The following is a 14711-nucleotide window of genomic DNA, read 5'->3' as shown; positions in this document are numbered from 1 at the left end:
TGGTGATAGTACTTAACAATGAACCCATTGATTCTAATGAAAGTGGTTCAGGTGTAAGCTGGTTGAAAATAAGCTCTCATGTGCTTAGAATTAAACATAATTGCCAGAGTTTCACATGAAACTCATAAACACTCCTTCATTTAGTATTAACAGCTGCGAGGTACCTCTTTGAGTATTCCGAATAAAACTGATCAAGTTCGTTCTGAGTGGCTTGCTATTAATAAGCTAAATCCAAAAGAAAAGTACAAACGATTGAAGGCATTAAGTTTTCAACTCGACCTATCAGAAGATCTAACTATTGAAGATATTGAACTCTACACAACCATTATCAATTCTGCAAAGAAAATTGCTGGGTTTCCTAGTCAGCTTAATAAAAAACTTCAGCAATTGTCATATCTTAAGTTAAAACTATTAGGTATAGACCTGTCAGAGTTGAAGATAGTTCTAAAAGAAAATTTTTTCATTGACCTGGAAGCAGCTGCAATTGGTATCGCAGATGAAGCATTTTTGAAGTATGGGCTTGAACAAGATCAAGAGAAGATAAAACAAGTCATTTGCCAGGGGCAACGACTGTGCTTTTCTACAGGTTGTGATGGAACTTTTAAAGTTCAAGTTCGTATGGTTAATTTGGAGTACCCTGTATTTTCAGAAAAGGAGCAAAAAACATTAATAGCATATTCAGATATTTTGACCTTGGAAGTACCAACCGGTACTTTAGTAATCACCGATTACTTATCTGAAATTCCAGAAAAAATAATCAAAGTACTGCCCGGTCAATACCGCGTTTGTTTTAACCTTAATAAACAAGATACTTATATTATCTGCCTCGCCAAGATAAGCTCAAGAAATTCATGCATTAAAAATGATACAGAGATTCCAGTTATTGAAGGATAAAATAAACTGTGATGATCTTGGGCTTTTAACGGTACTAGGAAACCATTTGAGAATTTGGTTAGATTTCAAACCTCTCGTTGGGATATTTCTTTTGTTGCTCTGGTCGTTACTGTCATTTCTGATTATTTTAATCATGCAATGTTGCTATAAGCTTTATTGACAGGTGTAGGTGCTGCATTACAATCCTTGGTATTATCGTTAACATCTTTAGATCAGCTCATAGAAAAATTACAGGATTTAAATCAACTAGCAATGCGCAACTAATTGAATTGTCAGCATAATCTAAGTCTTTAAGCTTGGTATTAAGTGAGTAAAGTAGAGGATATAAGTATCTCACTTAACTATGCTTTGCTAAATTTATTGGGTTATATTTTTAATGGTCTTTCTTATAATTGGTTACAGCCTTTCTAAGGATGGATGCGTTTTATTTGGGTCGCACTAAGGTTCAAGAGGATATCATTCAGGAAGAAATTTTCACGAATCTTTCTTATAAGTACAATGTACAAAATGTCCCTGTTTATGCTGCATTTAAAGCGCCTATTAACACAATAATACAGCCTATAGGTTTACTGTTAATGTGGAAATTGGTCCCAATTTTATGTGTACTTCTGGCTATCATGAAACACCATTAGAGGACATTGTTATACCGAATGATGCATTTAAAGGTGCTACTTCAACAAATTTTTCAATGACTGCCGGAGCAGGGACTAGTTTAAATATTACTATTATGCAGATAGCCTTTGAATGCGGTTATCGTCTCTTTGATAGGCAAAAGGCATTTAAATCGCTTAAATGATCAATACCTTGATAATTTAATTACCAGTGTTTCTTTTGCAAATGCACTCGTGTTTGTAATTACTATATAACTCATTTACTCACTCAGGACGTCTAGATGATAAAGCTACTTACGAAAAATAAAGATTGATTGCTGTACTTCTTTTTTTACTTATCAATTCGAAGTAGTCTAGGGATTGATTTATTCATCTGCTAGAAAGCGAGAGTATGCTTGCTTCATTTAGCCTTGTGTAGTAGGAGCAATATGCTTTTCAAACCAAATTACATCCCAGTAACGGTCAAATTTATAACCTACCTCCGTAAAGTGTGCAACTTTTATAAAACCAAATTTTTGAAAAAGATTTATCGATAAATCATTTGATACAGTAATGCCAGCATATAATCTATGTGCGAAGGATATAAGTTTGCTTCTGTCTATGATTTCGTTTAATAAACGTGAGCCTATGCCTCTCCCTTTATATTTCGGTTCGCAGTAAATGCTTATATTAAAGCTACTTTGATAACCTATAATTGCACTAAAAGGGGTGGTAGTAGCATAGCCTACGATTTCACCCTGCTTATTTGCCCCTACCAGCAATTGATAGGGCCCACCGTCTAGAAAATTACTAAACCATGATGCAAGACTTTCTATGCTATGAACTTGTTGCTCGAAATTGAAAGCAGAATTAACAATGTAGTAATTGTAAATGGATACAATTTGTGGCCAATCATTTTTTGTAGCGGCGCGTATTTGAAAATCTAACATTATCCTTTCCCTGAAAAGTTAAAAGGACACTGCCACTGTAAATTGGCTTTAAGACCAGAATATTGTAATGCTTCACTATACTCATCAAAATGAATAAGATTTGGATTTATGCTACCACTGTAATGTAACTCTCTGGTACGAACTGTTCTCTGGATTTTGTTAAAGACGTTAATTTGTTTAAGGTAGTTAAATTGATGATGCGAATTAAAAACAAGCGTAGGATAATAAAAATCACGACATTTTCTGGGGTGCTCGGGGCAAAGACCGATAACAAAGTAGGCTTCACCAGCAATACTAAAGGAAAAAAACGGATTGTTAACGTCATTTGAAACGCTTTTATCCCAAGGAAATTCATCAATCTCATATAACATTTTCAATTGTAGCCAGAGTAAATATTCAAATTCTTCTGGTTGAATAGGAGGGGTATTAGCAAAGCATGCAATAAAGCTGGCAAAACGAGTATCAATAGCGATACGTGAATTTGTAAAATGTTTAAGCGCCTGGTAAAGTTCGTTTGTAGATTCTTCAGAAGCAATTCTATCCAATAAGCAAAATTGATATTTGGACCTGTTAATGGATGTTTTAGCGCCTACACAGGAAAAATTTTCCGCTAAAATTTTCTCTCTAAACATCTTTTCTATAGCATACATTTTAAAATCTCATTTAAAAAATAAGCAGTTATTTAATCTTGGAAACTTTATCTGGCTTGTTTCTTTTAGTAAAATTAATAAATATTATCTACTTATTAATTTTTTTAATGAGCTTATCATCTTCGCAGTTAGATGCTTTTTTTGCTGTGGCCAATTGTTTAAATTTCACAAAGGCAGCACAGTCTTTATGTATTACCCAATCTGCCTTAAGCCAAAGAATAAGTAAGCTTGAACAGAAATTAGGACATTTATTTGTTAGAAATACCAAATCAATTTGTCTTACGAATGCGGGTCATCAACTATTTAGATATTGCCTTAAAAAAAATGCACTTGAAAATGAGTGCCTGGAGCAAATTTCTACTAACAACAAAGATGGGTTATGTGGAATTGTACGCATAGGTGGCATTTCTACTGCTTTACGCTTTTATGTACTAGATGCATTAAGTCAATTGTTAATTAAAAATTGCAATATCAAACTAGAACTCATAGAGATGGAAGCAAGAGATTTACCCGGTGCTTTAGGAACAAATCTAGTTGATTTTATTGTTTCAACGGATTGTGTTAATAACAAGTTTATTGAAGCTATTCAAATCGGGGTAGAAACTTATATATTAGCCGAGTCAGCTGCATGTACAAACAATGTCAAGGATGTGTACCTTGATCACGATATTCAAGATGAAATTACTCACATTTTTTTACAACAGCAAGATGAAAAACCGCCGACTTGGCGCCAACACTATCTAGATAATATCCATTTAATTATTGAAGCGGTTAAATTAGGAATTGGCCGGGCGGTGCTACCTTACCAGGTTTTAGCTCAAGAACCGCAACTTAGGCAAGTTGCAAATATGGAGTCTTTAAGTACCTCACTTTATTTAATGTTCTATAAACAGGACTATTATACTCATCTACAACAAACAGTTATTGATGCTTTAGCTCAAAATAATCAAAAAGAGAGTACACCCTGAGAACAGCAAATGTAGTCAGTGTAGCCCTGGATGGCAGCTTAGCTGACATCCAGGAATCTTGAATTAATTATTTATTGACTCTATAGAACCGGTTTCTACAAAAATACCAACAAGTTCCTATTAATAATAAAAAACCGCTTGTTCAACCCCTGTCTGCTTAACTCACTCATAAGCTTGAAGAAAATTCAATACCGGTCTTTCAGCAAACATTTATTTCCAATTTCAGGTTATTTAATAAATGCTTAATATTTAGTCGATATAATTGCGATAAATACTTTCTGGCAATGCACCGCTCAATCTGAGCGAATATTGTCATTTCTGCGATTAATAGAGATATGAAAAGAAAAATTGAACCTAATAGCAACAAAGAAGAAACCTATTATATAAACTATATTAGACTTGATAAGACAATCATTTTGTTTAGAAATTGGCTAAAAAATAAAAGTGTTCTTGTCAATAACCCTTGTGATGAAAAAGCTACCAGTGTTTATCCAATTGCAAAATTAGTTAATCCTAACAATCCTCTACCACTTTTGATGCCTGAGGTAACGTTCAGTTCCGATTATTGTTCTGCTGAGTATGAGACTTGGGAAGAGCTTTATCTTAAAGATGACATTTTTATTTCATTAGAATTTTTATTGAATAACAAACCGCAAGCTTTCTCATTAGAAACAGTCTTTTTATCCAATAAACATAATGGTTATTTACGAACAACTCTGCGTTACGGTGATAAGAATCAAACCGCAATGTCTTTACACGATCAAGAACGCTTCCTTGCACAATTACAAAGAAGATATCCCTCTTACTACAAAGACTATTTAGATGTTCAACCTTCTGAGGATGATTTATTATCAATAAATATAAAAACATTAAATCACTTATTAGATGCCGTGGAAGTAATGTTGGTTTTGAGTTGCCATAAGGGGGGATTGAGAAGTGTTAGTCTACCCAATAGTGTAACTGATTATTTAAGCGCATTGGGATATGAGTTATTGCTCAAGACCATATCAGAGAATTTAACTAAAACTGAAAGTGAAGGATTAAAGAAATTTTGGGCTAAAAATATCCACAACCAATCAGAAAAAACTGTTCATGATTTACTTGATTCAGCATTGAATGGAGCTTGTACAACCACCTTGGGCTTATATTGGCTAGGACTTTTAAGAGAGTTTCGACAAAATTTCTCTTTGAAAGTTAATGATCCTTTTCTAAATAAATTTTATGAAACTTTTATTTTAAATAACCCAGTGCAGATTATGAACATTTCAAAAAAATTATTTGTAGCATGTATTAGAGATAATATGAGATATATTGTTGGAGAGATGTTACATCCTGAAGTTGAGCAACAACGCCATGACATGATGTTGAATAGTCATAATACTATGTAATTGAAAATTTCGTAGTCACTAACTTTCTTTAAATTCATAATGGAGTTAGTGTTTTACCAGTCTAATTTATCTTCCACTCCAATAATGTGATTGATAGACATAACTGCCATTATTATTTTCCATGAATTCACCCATAATATCGATCGCAACCCTTAAAAAGAAAGCGGCTAATGTAACCGCTAATCCCATTATAGCATGGGCGTTATGTTGAGAACAAAGCGATGCCGTAAAAATGAGTATGCCTGACAGCATGGTGATAAGCACTGCATTATCCAAGTATTGATTATGATTCAAATTATAAAAAATACTGTTTCGGTTATGGCTGATGGATTCGATTTGTTCCGGGTGGTTGGGTTGTTCTAATTGCTCGAGATCCAATTGCTCAAACTCTAAGTTTTCTGTTTGTCCTAACATAGCAATTATTTCATCTAAAGGAGTAACGGGATGAGTGTTTATTGTTTTAAATTTGGTTCCATATTTGCTCATAATGCAATAATCCAAGATAAGAGGAGTGTAATTTTAAATGATTCTTCAGCGTAGAGACTGCCTTAATAAAAAATTTCTTTTAATTGAAAGACAGTAACTACTTTTTAGATCACTTCTATTCGAAACGCATAAATTTTGTAAAAGTTAAATATCTAGTTTTTGTAAAATTCGTTCAGCAATACCTTTTGCACTAGCCGGATTTTGGCCTGTGATGAGAAGGCCGTCTTCAACAATGTGACTTTTTAGGGGAAGCGCTGCTTTAATATACTCAGCTCCCCGTTTTTTTAGTTCTTCTTCCAGGTTGTAGGGGACAGCGTCTTGACGTTTTGCCCATTTTTCTTCTTGCCAAGAAAAACTAGTTAATCGTTTTCCTTGAACAAGATAATTACCGTTGCTGAGCCGAACTTCCAATAAACCTGCGGGTCCATGACAAACAGCGGATACAATTTTGTTAGACTCATAAAATTTGCCTAACAATTCCGACAAAGCTTGGCTTTTCGGGAAGTCAAAACAAACCCCATGGCCACCTGTTAGGTATATAGCATCGTAATTCTCAGGGCTAATATCAGATACCTTTAATGAATTTTTTAATAAGTTCATAAAGTTTCTATCTTCATAATAGTTTTGAACGGTACCTTTTATACCCAGCGAATGACCTATATTGGAAAGCAAAAGGCTTTCTGGATCAAGAGGTACAAAGCCACCCAAGGGACTGGCAATATCCATTTCAACACCAGATTTACGCATTGGATCCCAAAAATGAACTAACTCACCTAACCATAGACCCGTCCTGTAGCCTATTTTCTCATATTCAGGGGTATTGGTTACTATGATTGCAATTCTATTTTTAGACATGATTGAAATCCCTTACTTTATTCTAGCTGATTAATGAAGACCACCAGCGATATAGACTGTGGATGGGAAAAATTTAATTATAGTGTTTATACTTATAGCTAAACTCTTCTTAAGTTGCAAAATGTCTCAACGTATTATCAAAGAGCATTTAGCCTCATACCTTGATTACAAGGCCGAGCAATTATGTCAAGAAATAATGGCCCAGAATTTGCCAAAAGAAATTGCTGTCAAAAAACAAGCAAATCTCGATACCGCAGAAGAATGTATTGAAGAAATGAAAACTTGTTTACGAACGGAGTCATTATCGCTACAACTTGCATCCCTTTCCAACAAACCCATTTCTTTTAATTTTTTTAATCAATTAACCGCTCAAGATATCATCCCATTAATTAGCCATGGTGGTTTACAGGCTATTGCTCAGCGCTCACCCGAACAACTGATTAAAATTATTGACCTTGCTTCTAAATCACCACCGTTGGCAGAGTAAGCATTCAGTAGCTCAGCACAGTAATGTATAACGGAAAGCAAGTTCCGAGTCGTCAGAGGTAGATGATAATTTAGAGAATAATTAAAACAGCTTACCTTAGATTAAACCATGGAATTACTCTCCGACTTTCTGGATTACTTGATTTTTCCAATAATAAAAACTTGTTTTCACGATATTTTGTCAAATATTTGACAACCTTTGGAACGACTTTATCAATAGTATCCGTGTCAAAGTAATTGGTTAGGTAGACGATGCTGAGTTTTTCATGTGGAAAATAATAATATTGTCCCTGAAAACCGGAGCTTAGACCGTTGTGAGACCAGGCCCATTTGCCATTAATTTCTTCCCCATAAATGCCTAAACCATAATCATCTTTTGTTCGCAGCATCTGCTTAAGTGAGTTCGCTCTCAAAATCACTTTTTCATTCAGTAAAGCACGGATAAAGCGGTTTATATCGCCAGCTGTGCTGACCATACCACTATCCCCTAAACCTAAACCATCATTGTAGTTAGTGACATCAACAACTTCGTCATCCACAAATTGATAACCGTGTGTAGTGAGTTGATGGGGTGGGGCGGACTCCGTAATTTCAATGAATGTATTATTTAATTGCAAAGGGTTTAAAATTTGCTGCCTGATTGCAGTTGCGAAAGACTGCCCTGTTATTTTTTCTACGATTAGCTGTAATAGTAGATAATTGGTATTGCTATATTCATAAGCATGATCGGGAATGAAACTTGGTTTTTTATTATAAACAATTTTAATACAAGATTGTGGTGTCCATTTTTCGCCAATCATATCGTGTACCAGATCATAATAGGTATCAAATTTTACATAATTAGGTATACCACTTCGCATCTGCAGCAACTCTCTTATAGTGACATCCTTACTGTTAGGTAACTTCTTGAGGTCAATACTCTCGGCCAGTAGAGGTGCGATTTTGTCATTAAGAGTTAATTTGTTTTGCTCAATTAATTTTAAAATGGTCGCAGCTAAAAATGTTTTACTCATGCTGGCTATTCTGAAATTATTTGTAGCTTTCATCGGTTCATGTGTTTTTTTATTGGCCACTCCTGCAGTAATAATGATGGTGCCAAGTTCAGGACTGGATACTAATAATACGGCTCCCGGGGTTTCAGAATTGGACAGTGTTTTATTGACAATAGATTGTAGCCCCTCAGCAATAGGAGTTCTGGCCGAAACCAGTTGGCAGAAAAGCACCGAAAAAATAAAGAAAAAATAAACTGCCTTGTATTTAAAACAACTAAAATTAGCCATATTGATTTCTAGCAAGACTTTTTAAGAGCACTTAACAAATAATTCTGCAAATATTGGGCCTACCTGAAGAATCACCGATTTTTTGAAAGTATTCTAGATCCCGCGGACAAGCCGCGGGAAGTAGGCGTAAGAGCCGCGGGAAGTAGGCGTAAGAGCCGCGGGAAGTAGGCGTAAGAGTCGCGGGAAGTAGGCGTAAGGGTTCGGGAAGTAGGCGTAAGGGTTCGGGAAGTAGGCGTAAGGGTTCGGGAAGTAGGCGTAAGGGTTCGGGAAGTAGGCGTAAGGGTTCGAGAAGTAGGCGTAAGGGTTCGAGAAGTAGGCGTAAGAGTGGCGGGAAGTAGGCGTAAGGGTTCGGGAAGTAGGCGTAAGAGTGGCGGGAAGTAGGCGTAAGAGTGGCGGGAAGTAGGCGTAAGAGTGGCGGGAAGTAGGCGTAAGGGTTCGAGAAGTAGGCGTAAGAGTCGCGGAAAGTAGGGCGTAAGGGTTCGAGAAGTAGGCGTAAGAGTCGCGGAAAGTAGGGCGTAAGGGTTCGAGAAGTAGGCGTAAGAGTCGCGGGAAGTAGGCGTAAGGGTTCGGGAAGTAGGGATAAGAGTTTGGGGCGTTGAGACAAGATTTGGGGGTGATTGGGATAAGAACTAGGCGTAGGACTAGAATTATGGACGCTTCTCCCTGAGCTACTGCGATTGTTTTAGCTCTTTTAAAAGTTGGCGTCGGAAAGTTTGATAATCCACTTCCAACGCGTGTCGAATGCTATTCTTGTATTGACTACGAGAGTGCTTCATTTCTTTTTGAATTTTATTGACCAGATCGGTTGGACGCTTAAGTTTTCCTGCGATAATTTTAGCGGCAATTTGCGCTTGGTAGTCTGCCAGAGGCCAAATGCATCCTTGAGGTTGTACCAGACCAATAAAATATAAGTTGCTAAATTCTGGATGCATCATTTTTCGATACAAGGGAATGTTTGTAGCAGTGCTGTATTCAATAAGATTTTTATCAAAAAATGGGAAACTGGTTTGATAACCAGTCGCAAAAATAACCACATCAAACTCGTCACTAAGACCATCAGCAAAAAAAACCGTGTTTCCTTCAAAGCGCTCAATACCCTGACGCGGTAAAATTTTTCCATGTCTAATAAAATATAAAAGCTCAGAATTAATGGTAGGGTGAATTTCCAAGGGTTTGCACGTAGGTTTTTGTAAACGATATTTGGGATATCGGCCTTGGAATACTCGAATATAATGTTTAGCGAGAAATTGCTTTAACCCTAAAGGCAACCATCTAAGTTTTGCAAAAAGAATATCAGTGGGCTTTCCAAAAAGAAATTTAGGGAAAATATGTTGTCCCCTGCGCATACTGATGCATGTTTTAGGAGAAATACGAGAAATTTCCACTGCAATATCACACGCCGAGTTGCCACCACCTACGACCAAAACTCGTTTATCTTTAAAAGGCGCTGCTTTTTTATATTGATGAGCATGAAGTATTTCCCCATCAAAGTGCCCAGAAAACTGAGGAATAAAAGGATCCCAATGATGTCCATTCGCGACCAAAAGATAATCATAGATAGAGTTATGTGTTCCCAATTCATCCCGATAAACAACAAGCCATTGATTGTTAGCAACAGGTGAAACCTGCTCTACGGTTGTATTAAATTTTATAAATGGCTCAATTTGAAAATGTCGGGCATACGATTCAAAGTAGTCAAGAATCTGACGGTGTGATGGGTAATCTGGATACTCCCATGGCATGGGGAAGTCTTCGAATTCAGAAAGACGTTTCGAACTTATAATATGAGTGGTCTCATAAACACTAGAATGTGTGCATTGTTCATCAAAAACCCAATTTCCGCCTAGTCTGGTATTCTTTTCGAAAACGGTAAAATTGTTTAACCCTTGCTGTAATAGATTTTTGGCTGTTGCAAGTCCACAAGGACCTGCGCCAATAATACAAATCTTTGGTAACGTATCAGTTTGTTGATTCATGGTTAACATATAATTCTGCGTGTACAAACATTTCTCTTATTAACGCACTCATTTGATGAGCCTAATGAGTTAAGCATGCTTTTTGGGAGTATTGTTAATTACCGCAAGCACATTCTCAAGCATTATTTTCTGAATTTCCTTGTTCTTGTCAATGGTAAAGTGATTCACATAAATATTTTTAAGCTTGGAAACATCAAAATTATTTACATAGGTAAACTCTGGGTCAACTGCCTTGATTTTAAGACCACTAAACATAGGGACATAAGCAGGCTTATAAAGATTAAGAACGTATTTGACGTTAGGGGGTACTCTTACTGGGGCAACAGCATCGACTGTGATTAAGAGGTCAACTGGAATATGAGCTTTATAAAGATTTTGAGCAACTTTAATTTGTTCATTAGCCCCTAAAGAATGACCGATAAGTACAATTGGTCCTTGAAGCTCTTTAGACTTGCGGTGTTCAATGATGTAGTCACTTAATTTGTTCGCTTTATACCAAATCGTGCTTGCTGTGCGAATGTTATACTCATTGTCGAGCGTATTCTCCAGGCGATTCATTCCTGTACTAAAAATTCCACCTAAACCTCGCATCGTGTAAACTTGCCCTTTTTTGTAAACTACCCCTTTTTTGTTTTTATCCGGTGCTTGAGAGGCGAGATCCATGCAACCGGTAATAAAAATACTGGCTAGTAGAAGCTTTAAAGGTCGAATAAATTGAGGAGATTTGAGATTATTTGGGTATTTCATAATTTAGTATTCTTTTTGGGGTTAATTTGAATTCTACATAAAATTGGGGGTAGGGTAAATAAAGCATAAAAAGACTGAAACTGGGGTTTTGCAAGTCTAATTTTAGGGTGATTTTATTGATGAAAAGAAATATTGTTTTTTTGCCAGGTTTAGGCTGTGATGAGCGCTCTTTTGCACAGCAAGCCAAGGTGTTGGAAAGTCAGTTTAATGTTCAGATTATTGTCTGTGACACGTCTAATAACATGGATGGTCATGTTGATTTTGTTTTGAATAAATCGCCTGAACAAATGATTTTAATTGGGCATTCTTTTGGTGGGTGGATTGCTCAATGGGTTGCTATTCATGGGCCGCAAAGAGTGTCACATCTCATTTTAATGGGAACAGCTACCGGTAAATTAACACCTCAATTGCGAGCTGTTTTTGAAGACATGTTGCGTAACTTTGAGAAGAATCAACCTATGGAATTTTTTGATAAACTTCGTCTATTAATAGTCTGTGAACAACGAAAAAATGACAAAGATTTATTAGGCTTAATTAAAACCATGCAGCGTGATTTTTCACTTGAAGGTTTACTTAATCAAGTGAGAACTGATCTGGAAGGTAAAGAAACCACACCTTATTTGAAAAATATCCATTGTCCTACTCTGCTCATGCTAGGAAAACAAGATTTTTTTTATCAAGAAGAAATGCGCATATTAAAGGAAAATATTCCTAATAATGAGTTTGTAGAAATTGAAGATTGTGGCCATTCGATTCCTTTGGAAAAGCCAGAAAGAGTTACAGCCTTACTTCAAGATTGGCTGAAATAACTCCTCATTCAAATTTTACTGATGGGAATAAAAGAGCCGACTTATCGGCTCTTTTTAGTTACATATTACTCTGTAGGGAGGGAGGTTTTAAGTCATCGTTGTCTGTAGACTTGGTGATTGTATCTAAAGCTCTTTTATAATCAACTGTAGGTGTAGATGAAGGCTTTTGATTGGGGTTTACCGTAGAGTCCAGAGTGGATGAAGTACCCTCAGTCACTTCAACCCCCAGACTCTCAGACGAATCGGTATGATTTAAACCAGCATTTTGCATTACCCTATCACTACCCCCATTGATATTAATAGGCTCAGGTTTGTACTGAGTTTGCAATTGTATATTTTCTGCAATAGTCGAAGCTTTTGCATTGGAATTTTGATAACTACTCACGAGTGCAACAACAATTGCCACAGGGAAAGCTATAGTGCCTACAATAGCTCCAACAATGCCTAAGGGGCTTGATTTCATGCGTGACCACCAGGAAACAGGGTGACCTGACCATGCACTTGCCATTGAACTTGCCAAGCCTTTATGCGCTTGCATAGCTCCTGCTTTGGTTTGTTGTAAATTAGGTAATACACTTGCTTTTTCTTCCGCATAGTTTCTGGAAACATAGAAAGGATGCCCCGGTTTGGCCTCTACTTTGGCAGAGGCACCCTGGTCAACCAGGCTTACAATAGATGCAGCAGTTTGTAGCCCAATTTTATTGTAAACTGTATCGAGGGCTAATTTTAATCGGTCAGCAACCTCGTTAATGTTTTGTGAATCTGCAGTAGAAAATTTTTCCACTGACTCTTTAATAGCTTTACCATCGTTGGTTAAGTGTTCTGCATTGAGCACGGCATCCAGGATAGAAACACGACCGTTGATTGCTTGAGCACGTTCATTTCCGCTTTTACAACCGACAAGAGAAGCCTCTTCAACAAAAACCGACAGTGATTGGATCAGTTTGGCGTAGTCGTGATTAAAATGTAGATCATTTGCTATCAGAAGCTTCAGACTATTTTGAGCTTGGGCTACAAAAGTATTGTCAATCTTTTCCAGACCAGTTTTCCAGAGATTTTTTAGATCTTGAATTTCAGCAATCGCGCCTTTGCCTTGAGGTGACGAGGAGAAATATTCATCTTGTTTACGATTGTTCAAAAATTCATTATAAAGGGAAAAAATACTTCTAATTTTTTCTTGTTGCTCGACGGAGACAGTATCATAAAGGGTGTGCAGAATGGCCATCTCGGTCATAATGGTCGATTCTTCTGTTAATGCATCCCCTGAGTTATAACCTAAATGATCACCAAAGCCGTTAACGGAAATATTTTGTACAAAGCAAAATACTGGTTTGTTATTTTCAGTTAATTGCTGAGCATTATAGGTATGTGCCCCTTTTAGAATATGATGGGCACTTTGGGTTTGTAGATTACCGCCCGTATCACCAAGGGAATCATTAATTGCAGTTAAGCTATTATAAATAAACGCTTTGGGCTTACCGCCTGCTTGACCACCTGATAAATTTTCTTTTAAAGAATAGTCAGTAGTAATTGTGTTAAACTTGAGAGCTACATCGTCAATATATTCCTTTTCTTGTAACCCTGTCTTTACAACAGGAGAGGGCGTTCGAATTTGAATGCGAGGATGTATATTGGGTTTTATGCCATCTGCAGTGAGAACTTGAGTAATCAACTGTCGATGGCTGAATTCTTCACCTTGTTGTCTGTGATGAGCAGTGCTCTCTGTCCCTCGAATTAACATTGCTAATTCTTGCTCATGACTCGTATGTAACACATCATTTGGCGTTGCAGTTGTTTCTTCAGCCAAGTGTTTTAAAGTAGATTCGTCAGGTTTAGTCAGAATAACACCGGTTTTGGCTACAACCTGCTTCATAAGAATGGTATGAGCCTGTGGGGTAATATTTTTTCTGGCTTTATCAAGGGCTTCATTTAATTTTTTTACATTGATATGTCCGTTTTTGTCGATAGACTTTTCCAATGCTTTGGCATAAGCAGCAAGAACAAGCTGATTGACCTCCTTGACTGCAGCCTCATGTGCTCGTTGTAGTTCCTGTTCTTTACCTTCAAAGTTCCGATCTGCTTTTTGGTAAACTCGGGATGCAAGGCCTAAATGGAAGTGAAACTCTTGTTGAAGAGCAATAATACTGCCTTTGGGTTGGGTTTGGAGTGCCTTTTGAATAGCGGTAATTTTTTTATCCGCTACCTTGTTTTGTTTTAAAGTATTTTCTAATTGAGTATCAAATTGTTTCGCTAAATGCTTATCCTGGGCAATATCCAGGCTGACAGTAGTCGTTGTTTCGGCTGCTTTTGTATCGATGCGAAGTTCTTTTTTTAATTCAGCCACCGAAATGTCTCTTTCGTTAAATACATTGACACTAGCGGCTATATTGGCCCAATCTTCCATGGTCAATGTTACGTCGATTAGGACACGTCCTTGAGGGTCAAAGGGCAAATTGGTAGCCGTGGCTGCCTTTTTTTTCGCTCTTTCAAGTAAATATTGCATGTAAATGGCTTGGGATTCCGCTAACTGTTTTACCGTGGGCATAATTTACGTCTCTGTAATTCTCTAATAATTTATAGATCCAGTATAAGAAAAAATTATTAAAACAAAATTAATAGTATTATAAGCATT

The 14711-nt window shown here is 36.8% G+C and carries 14 protein-coding genes; 6 read left to right on the top strand and 8 right to left on the bottom strand.

The window, feature by feature from the left end; genetic code table 11:
• The first annotated feature begins 168 nt into the window (after positions 1 to 168).
• Both LHA_RS11545 and LHA_RS16165 read left to right on the top strand, forming a co-directional pair.
• Positions 169 to 894, top strand: coding sequence for a hypothetical protein (locus LHA_RS11545; RefSeq protein WP_045106683.1), 726 nt, complete (start codon positions 169 to 171; stop codon positions 892 to 894).
• Positions 895 to 1471: 577 nt separating this feature from the next.
• The gene (locus LHA_RS16165; protein WP_052673702.1) at positions 1472 to 1690 is read left to right on the top strand and encodes a hypothetical protein; all 219 of its coding nucleotides are present in this window, start codon (positions 1472 to 1474) and stop codon (positions 1688 to 1690) included.
• A gap of 219 nt (positions 1691 to 1909) precedes the next feature.
• Here the strand turns inward: LHA_RS16165 and LHA_RS11535 are convergent, their stop codons facing one another.
• Together LHA_RS11535 and gntA are read right to left on the bottom strand one after the other, a co-directional pair.
• Positions 1910 to 2434 carry a GNAT family N-acetyltransferase gene (locus tag LHA_RS11535; RefSeq protein ID WP_045106682.1) on the bottom strand — a complete coding sequence of 175 codons (525 nt, stop codon included), beginning with the start codon at positions 2432 to 2434 and terminating at the stop codon, positions 1910 to 1912.
• A complete protein-coding gene (gene gntA / locus LHA_RS11530) occupies positions 2434 to 3084 on the bottom strand; it encodes a guanitoxin biosynthesis heme-dependent pre-guanitoxin N-hydroxylase GntA (RefSeq protein ID WP_045106681.1) in 651 nt (216 codons plus the stop codon). The genes LHA_RS11535 and gntA overlap by 1 nt, the downstream gene beginning before the upstream one ends.
• A gap of 107 nt (positions 3085 to 3191) precedes the next feature.
• Here gntA and LHA_RS11525 point away from each other — a divergent pair, with 107 nt between their 5' ends.
• Together LHA_RS11525 and LHA_RS11520 are read left to right on the top strand one after the other, a co-directional pair.
• Entirely contained in the window at positions 3192 to 4052 is an 861-nt protein-coding gene (locus tag LHA_RS11525; RefSeq protein ID WP_147292350.1) for a LysR family transcriptional regulator, read from the top strand.
• Positions 4053 to 4387: 335 nt separating this feature from the next.
• The gene (locus LHA_RS11520; RefSeq protein WP_045106679.1) at positions 4388 to 5440 is read left to right on the top strand and encodes a hypothetical protein; all 1053 of its coding nucleotides are present in this window, start codon (positions 4388 to 4390) and stop codon (positions 5438 to 5440) included.
• Between the two features lie 66 nt (positions 5441 to 5506).
• Here the strand turns inward: LHA_RS11520 and LHA_RS11515 are convergent, their stop codons facing one another.
• Positions 5507 to 5926 carry a hypothetical protein gene (locus LHA_RS11515; protein WP_045106678.1) on the bottom strand — a complete coding sequence of 140 codons (420 nt, stop codon included), beginning with the start codon at positions 5924 to 5926 and terminating at the stop codon, positions 5507 to 5509.
• A 144-nt stretch (positions 5927 to 6070) separates the two neighbouring features.
• Positions 6071 to 6781: a type 1 glutamine amidotransferase domain-containing protein gene (locus tag LHA_RS11510; RefSeq protein WP_045106677.1), complete on the bottom strand. Its 711-nt coding sequence runs from the start codon at positions 6779 to 6781 to the stop codon at positions 6071 to 6073.
• A 121-nt stretch (positions 6782 to 6902) separates the two neighbouring features.
• Between LHA_RS11510 and LHA_RS11505 the strand changes: the two genes are divergently transcribed.
• Entirely contained in the window at positions 6903 to 7268 is a 366-nt protein-coding gene (locus LHA_RS11505; protein WP_045106676.1) for a hypothetical protein, read from the top strand.
• 91 nt (positions 7269 to 7359) lie between these two features.
• Here the strand turns inward: LHA_RS11505 and LHA_RS11500 are convergent, their stop codons facing one another.
• From LHA_RS11500 to LHA_RS11490, 3 genes are all read right to left on the bottom strand, one after another.
• Positions 7360 to 8547 carry a serine hydrolase domain-containing protein gene (locus LHA_RS11500; RefSeq protein ID WP_065238332.1) on the bottom strand — a complete coding sequence of 396 codons (1188 nt, stop codon included), beginning with the start codon at positions 8545 to 8547 and terminating at the stop codon, positions 7360 to 7362.
• 668 nt (positions 8548 to 9215) lie between these two features.
• The gene (locus LHA_RS11495) at positions 9216 to 10532 is read right to left on the bottom strand and encodes a flavin-containing monooxygenase (RefSeq protein WP_045106675.1); all 1317 of its coding nucleotides are present in this window, start codon (positions 10530 to 10532) and stop codon (positions 9216 to 9218) included.
• Positions 10533 to 10592: 60 nt separating this feature from the next.
• Positions 10593 to 11270 (bottom strand): hypothetical protein, encoded by a 678-nt coding sequence (locus tag LHA_RS11490; protein ID WP_045106674.1) that lies wholly within the window; start codon positions 11268 to 11270, stop codon positions 10593 to 10595.
• A 119-nt stretch (positions 11271 to 11389) separates the two neighbouring features.
• Between LHA_RS11490 and LHA_RS11485 the strand changes: the two genes are divergently transcribed.
• The gene (locus tag LHA_RS11485; RefSeq protein ID WP_045106673.1) at positions 11390 to 12079 is read left to right on the top strand and encodes an alpha/beta fold hydrolase; all 690 of its coding nucleotides are present in this window, start codon (positions 11390 to 11392) and stop codon (positions 12077 to 12079) included.
• A 58-nt stretch (positions 12080 to 12137) separates the two neighbouring features.
• Here the strand turns inward: LHA_RS11485 and LHA_RS11480 are convergent, their stop codons facing one another.
• Positions 12138 to 14624 carry a hypothetical protein gene (locus tag LHA_RS11480; RefSeq protein ID WP_052673701.1) on the bottom strand — a complete coding sequence of 829 codons (2487 nt, stop codon included), beginning with the start codon at positions 14622 to 14624 and terminating at the stop codon, positions 12138 to 12140.
• Between the last annotated feature and the right edge of the window lie 87 nt (positions 14625 to 14711).

It is taken from the genome of Legionella hackeliae (assembly GCF_000953655.1).
In the GTDB taxonomy this organism is placed as follows: domain Bacteria; phylum Pseudomonadota; class Gammaproteobacteria; order Legionellales; family Legionellaceae; genus Tatlockia; species Tatlockia hackeliae.
The sequence above is the reverse complement of the archived record's forward strand: the minus strand, read 5'-3'. Positions and strand labels throughout refer to the sequence as shown.

What these genes read in the sequence shown, in the direction of transcription:
- LHA_RS11535 (WP_045106682.1), bottom strand. Translation starts at nt 2,434, where the DNA reads ATGTTAGATTTTCAAATACGCGCCGCTACAAAAAATGATTGGCCACAA.
- gntA (WP_045106681.1), bottom strand. Translation starts at nt 3,084, where the DNA reads ATGTATGCTATAGAAAAGATGTTTAGAGAGAAAATTTTAGCGGAAAAT.
- LHA_RS11525 (WP_147292350.1), top strand. Translation starts at nt 3,192, where the DNA reads ATGAGCTTATCATCTTCGCAGTTAGATGCTTTTTTTGCTGTGGCCAAT.
- LHA_RS11520 (WP_045106679.1), top strand. Translation starts at nt 4,388, where the DNA reads ATGAAAAGAAAAATTGAACCTAATAGCAACAAAGAAGAAACCTATTAT.
- LHA_RS11515 (WP_045106678.1), bottom strand. Translation starts at nt 5,926, where the DNA reads ATGAGCAAATATGGAACCAAATTTAAAACAATAAACACTCATCCCGTT.
- LHA_RS11510 (WP_045106677.1), bottom strand. Translation starts at nt 6,781, where the DNA reads ATGTCTAAAAATAGAATTGCAATCATAGTAACCAATACCCCTGAATAT.
- LHA_RS11505 (WP_045106676.1), top strand. Translation starts at nt 6,903, where the DNA reads ATGTCTCAACGTATTATCAAAGAGCATTTAGCCTCATACCTTGATTAC.
- LHA_RS11500 (WP_065238332.1), bottom strand. Translation starts at nt 8,547, where the DNA reads ATGGCTAATTTTAGTTGTTTTAAATACAAGGCAGTTTATTTTTTCTTT.
- LHA_RS11495 (WP_045106675.1), bottom strand. Translation starts at nt 10,532, where the DNA reads ATGTTAACCATGAATCAACAAACTGATACGTTACCAAAGATTTGTATT.
- LHA_RS11490 (WP_045106674.1), bottom strand. Translation starts at nt 11,270, where the DNA reads ATGAAATACCCAAATAATCTCAAATCTCCTCAATTTATTCGACCTTTA.
- LHA_RS11485 (WP_045106673.1), top strand. Translation starts at nt 11,390, where the DNA reads ATGAAAAGAAATATTGTTTTTTTGCCAGGTTTAGGCTGTGATGAGCGC.
- LHA_RS11480 (WP_052673701.1), bottom strand. Translation starts at nt 14,624, where the DNA reads ATGCCCACGGTAAAACAGTTAGCGGAATCCCAAGCCATTTACATGCAA.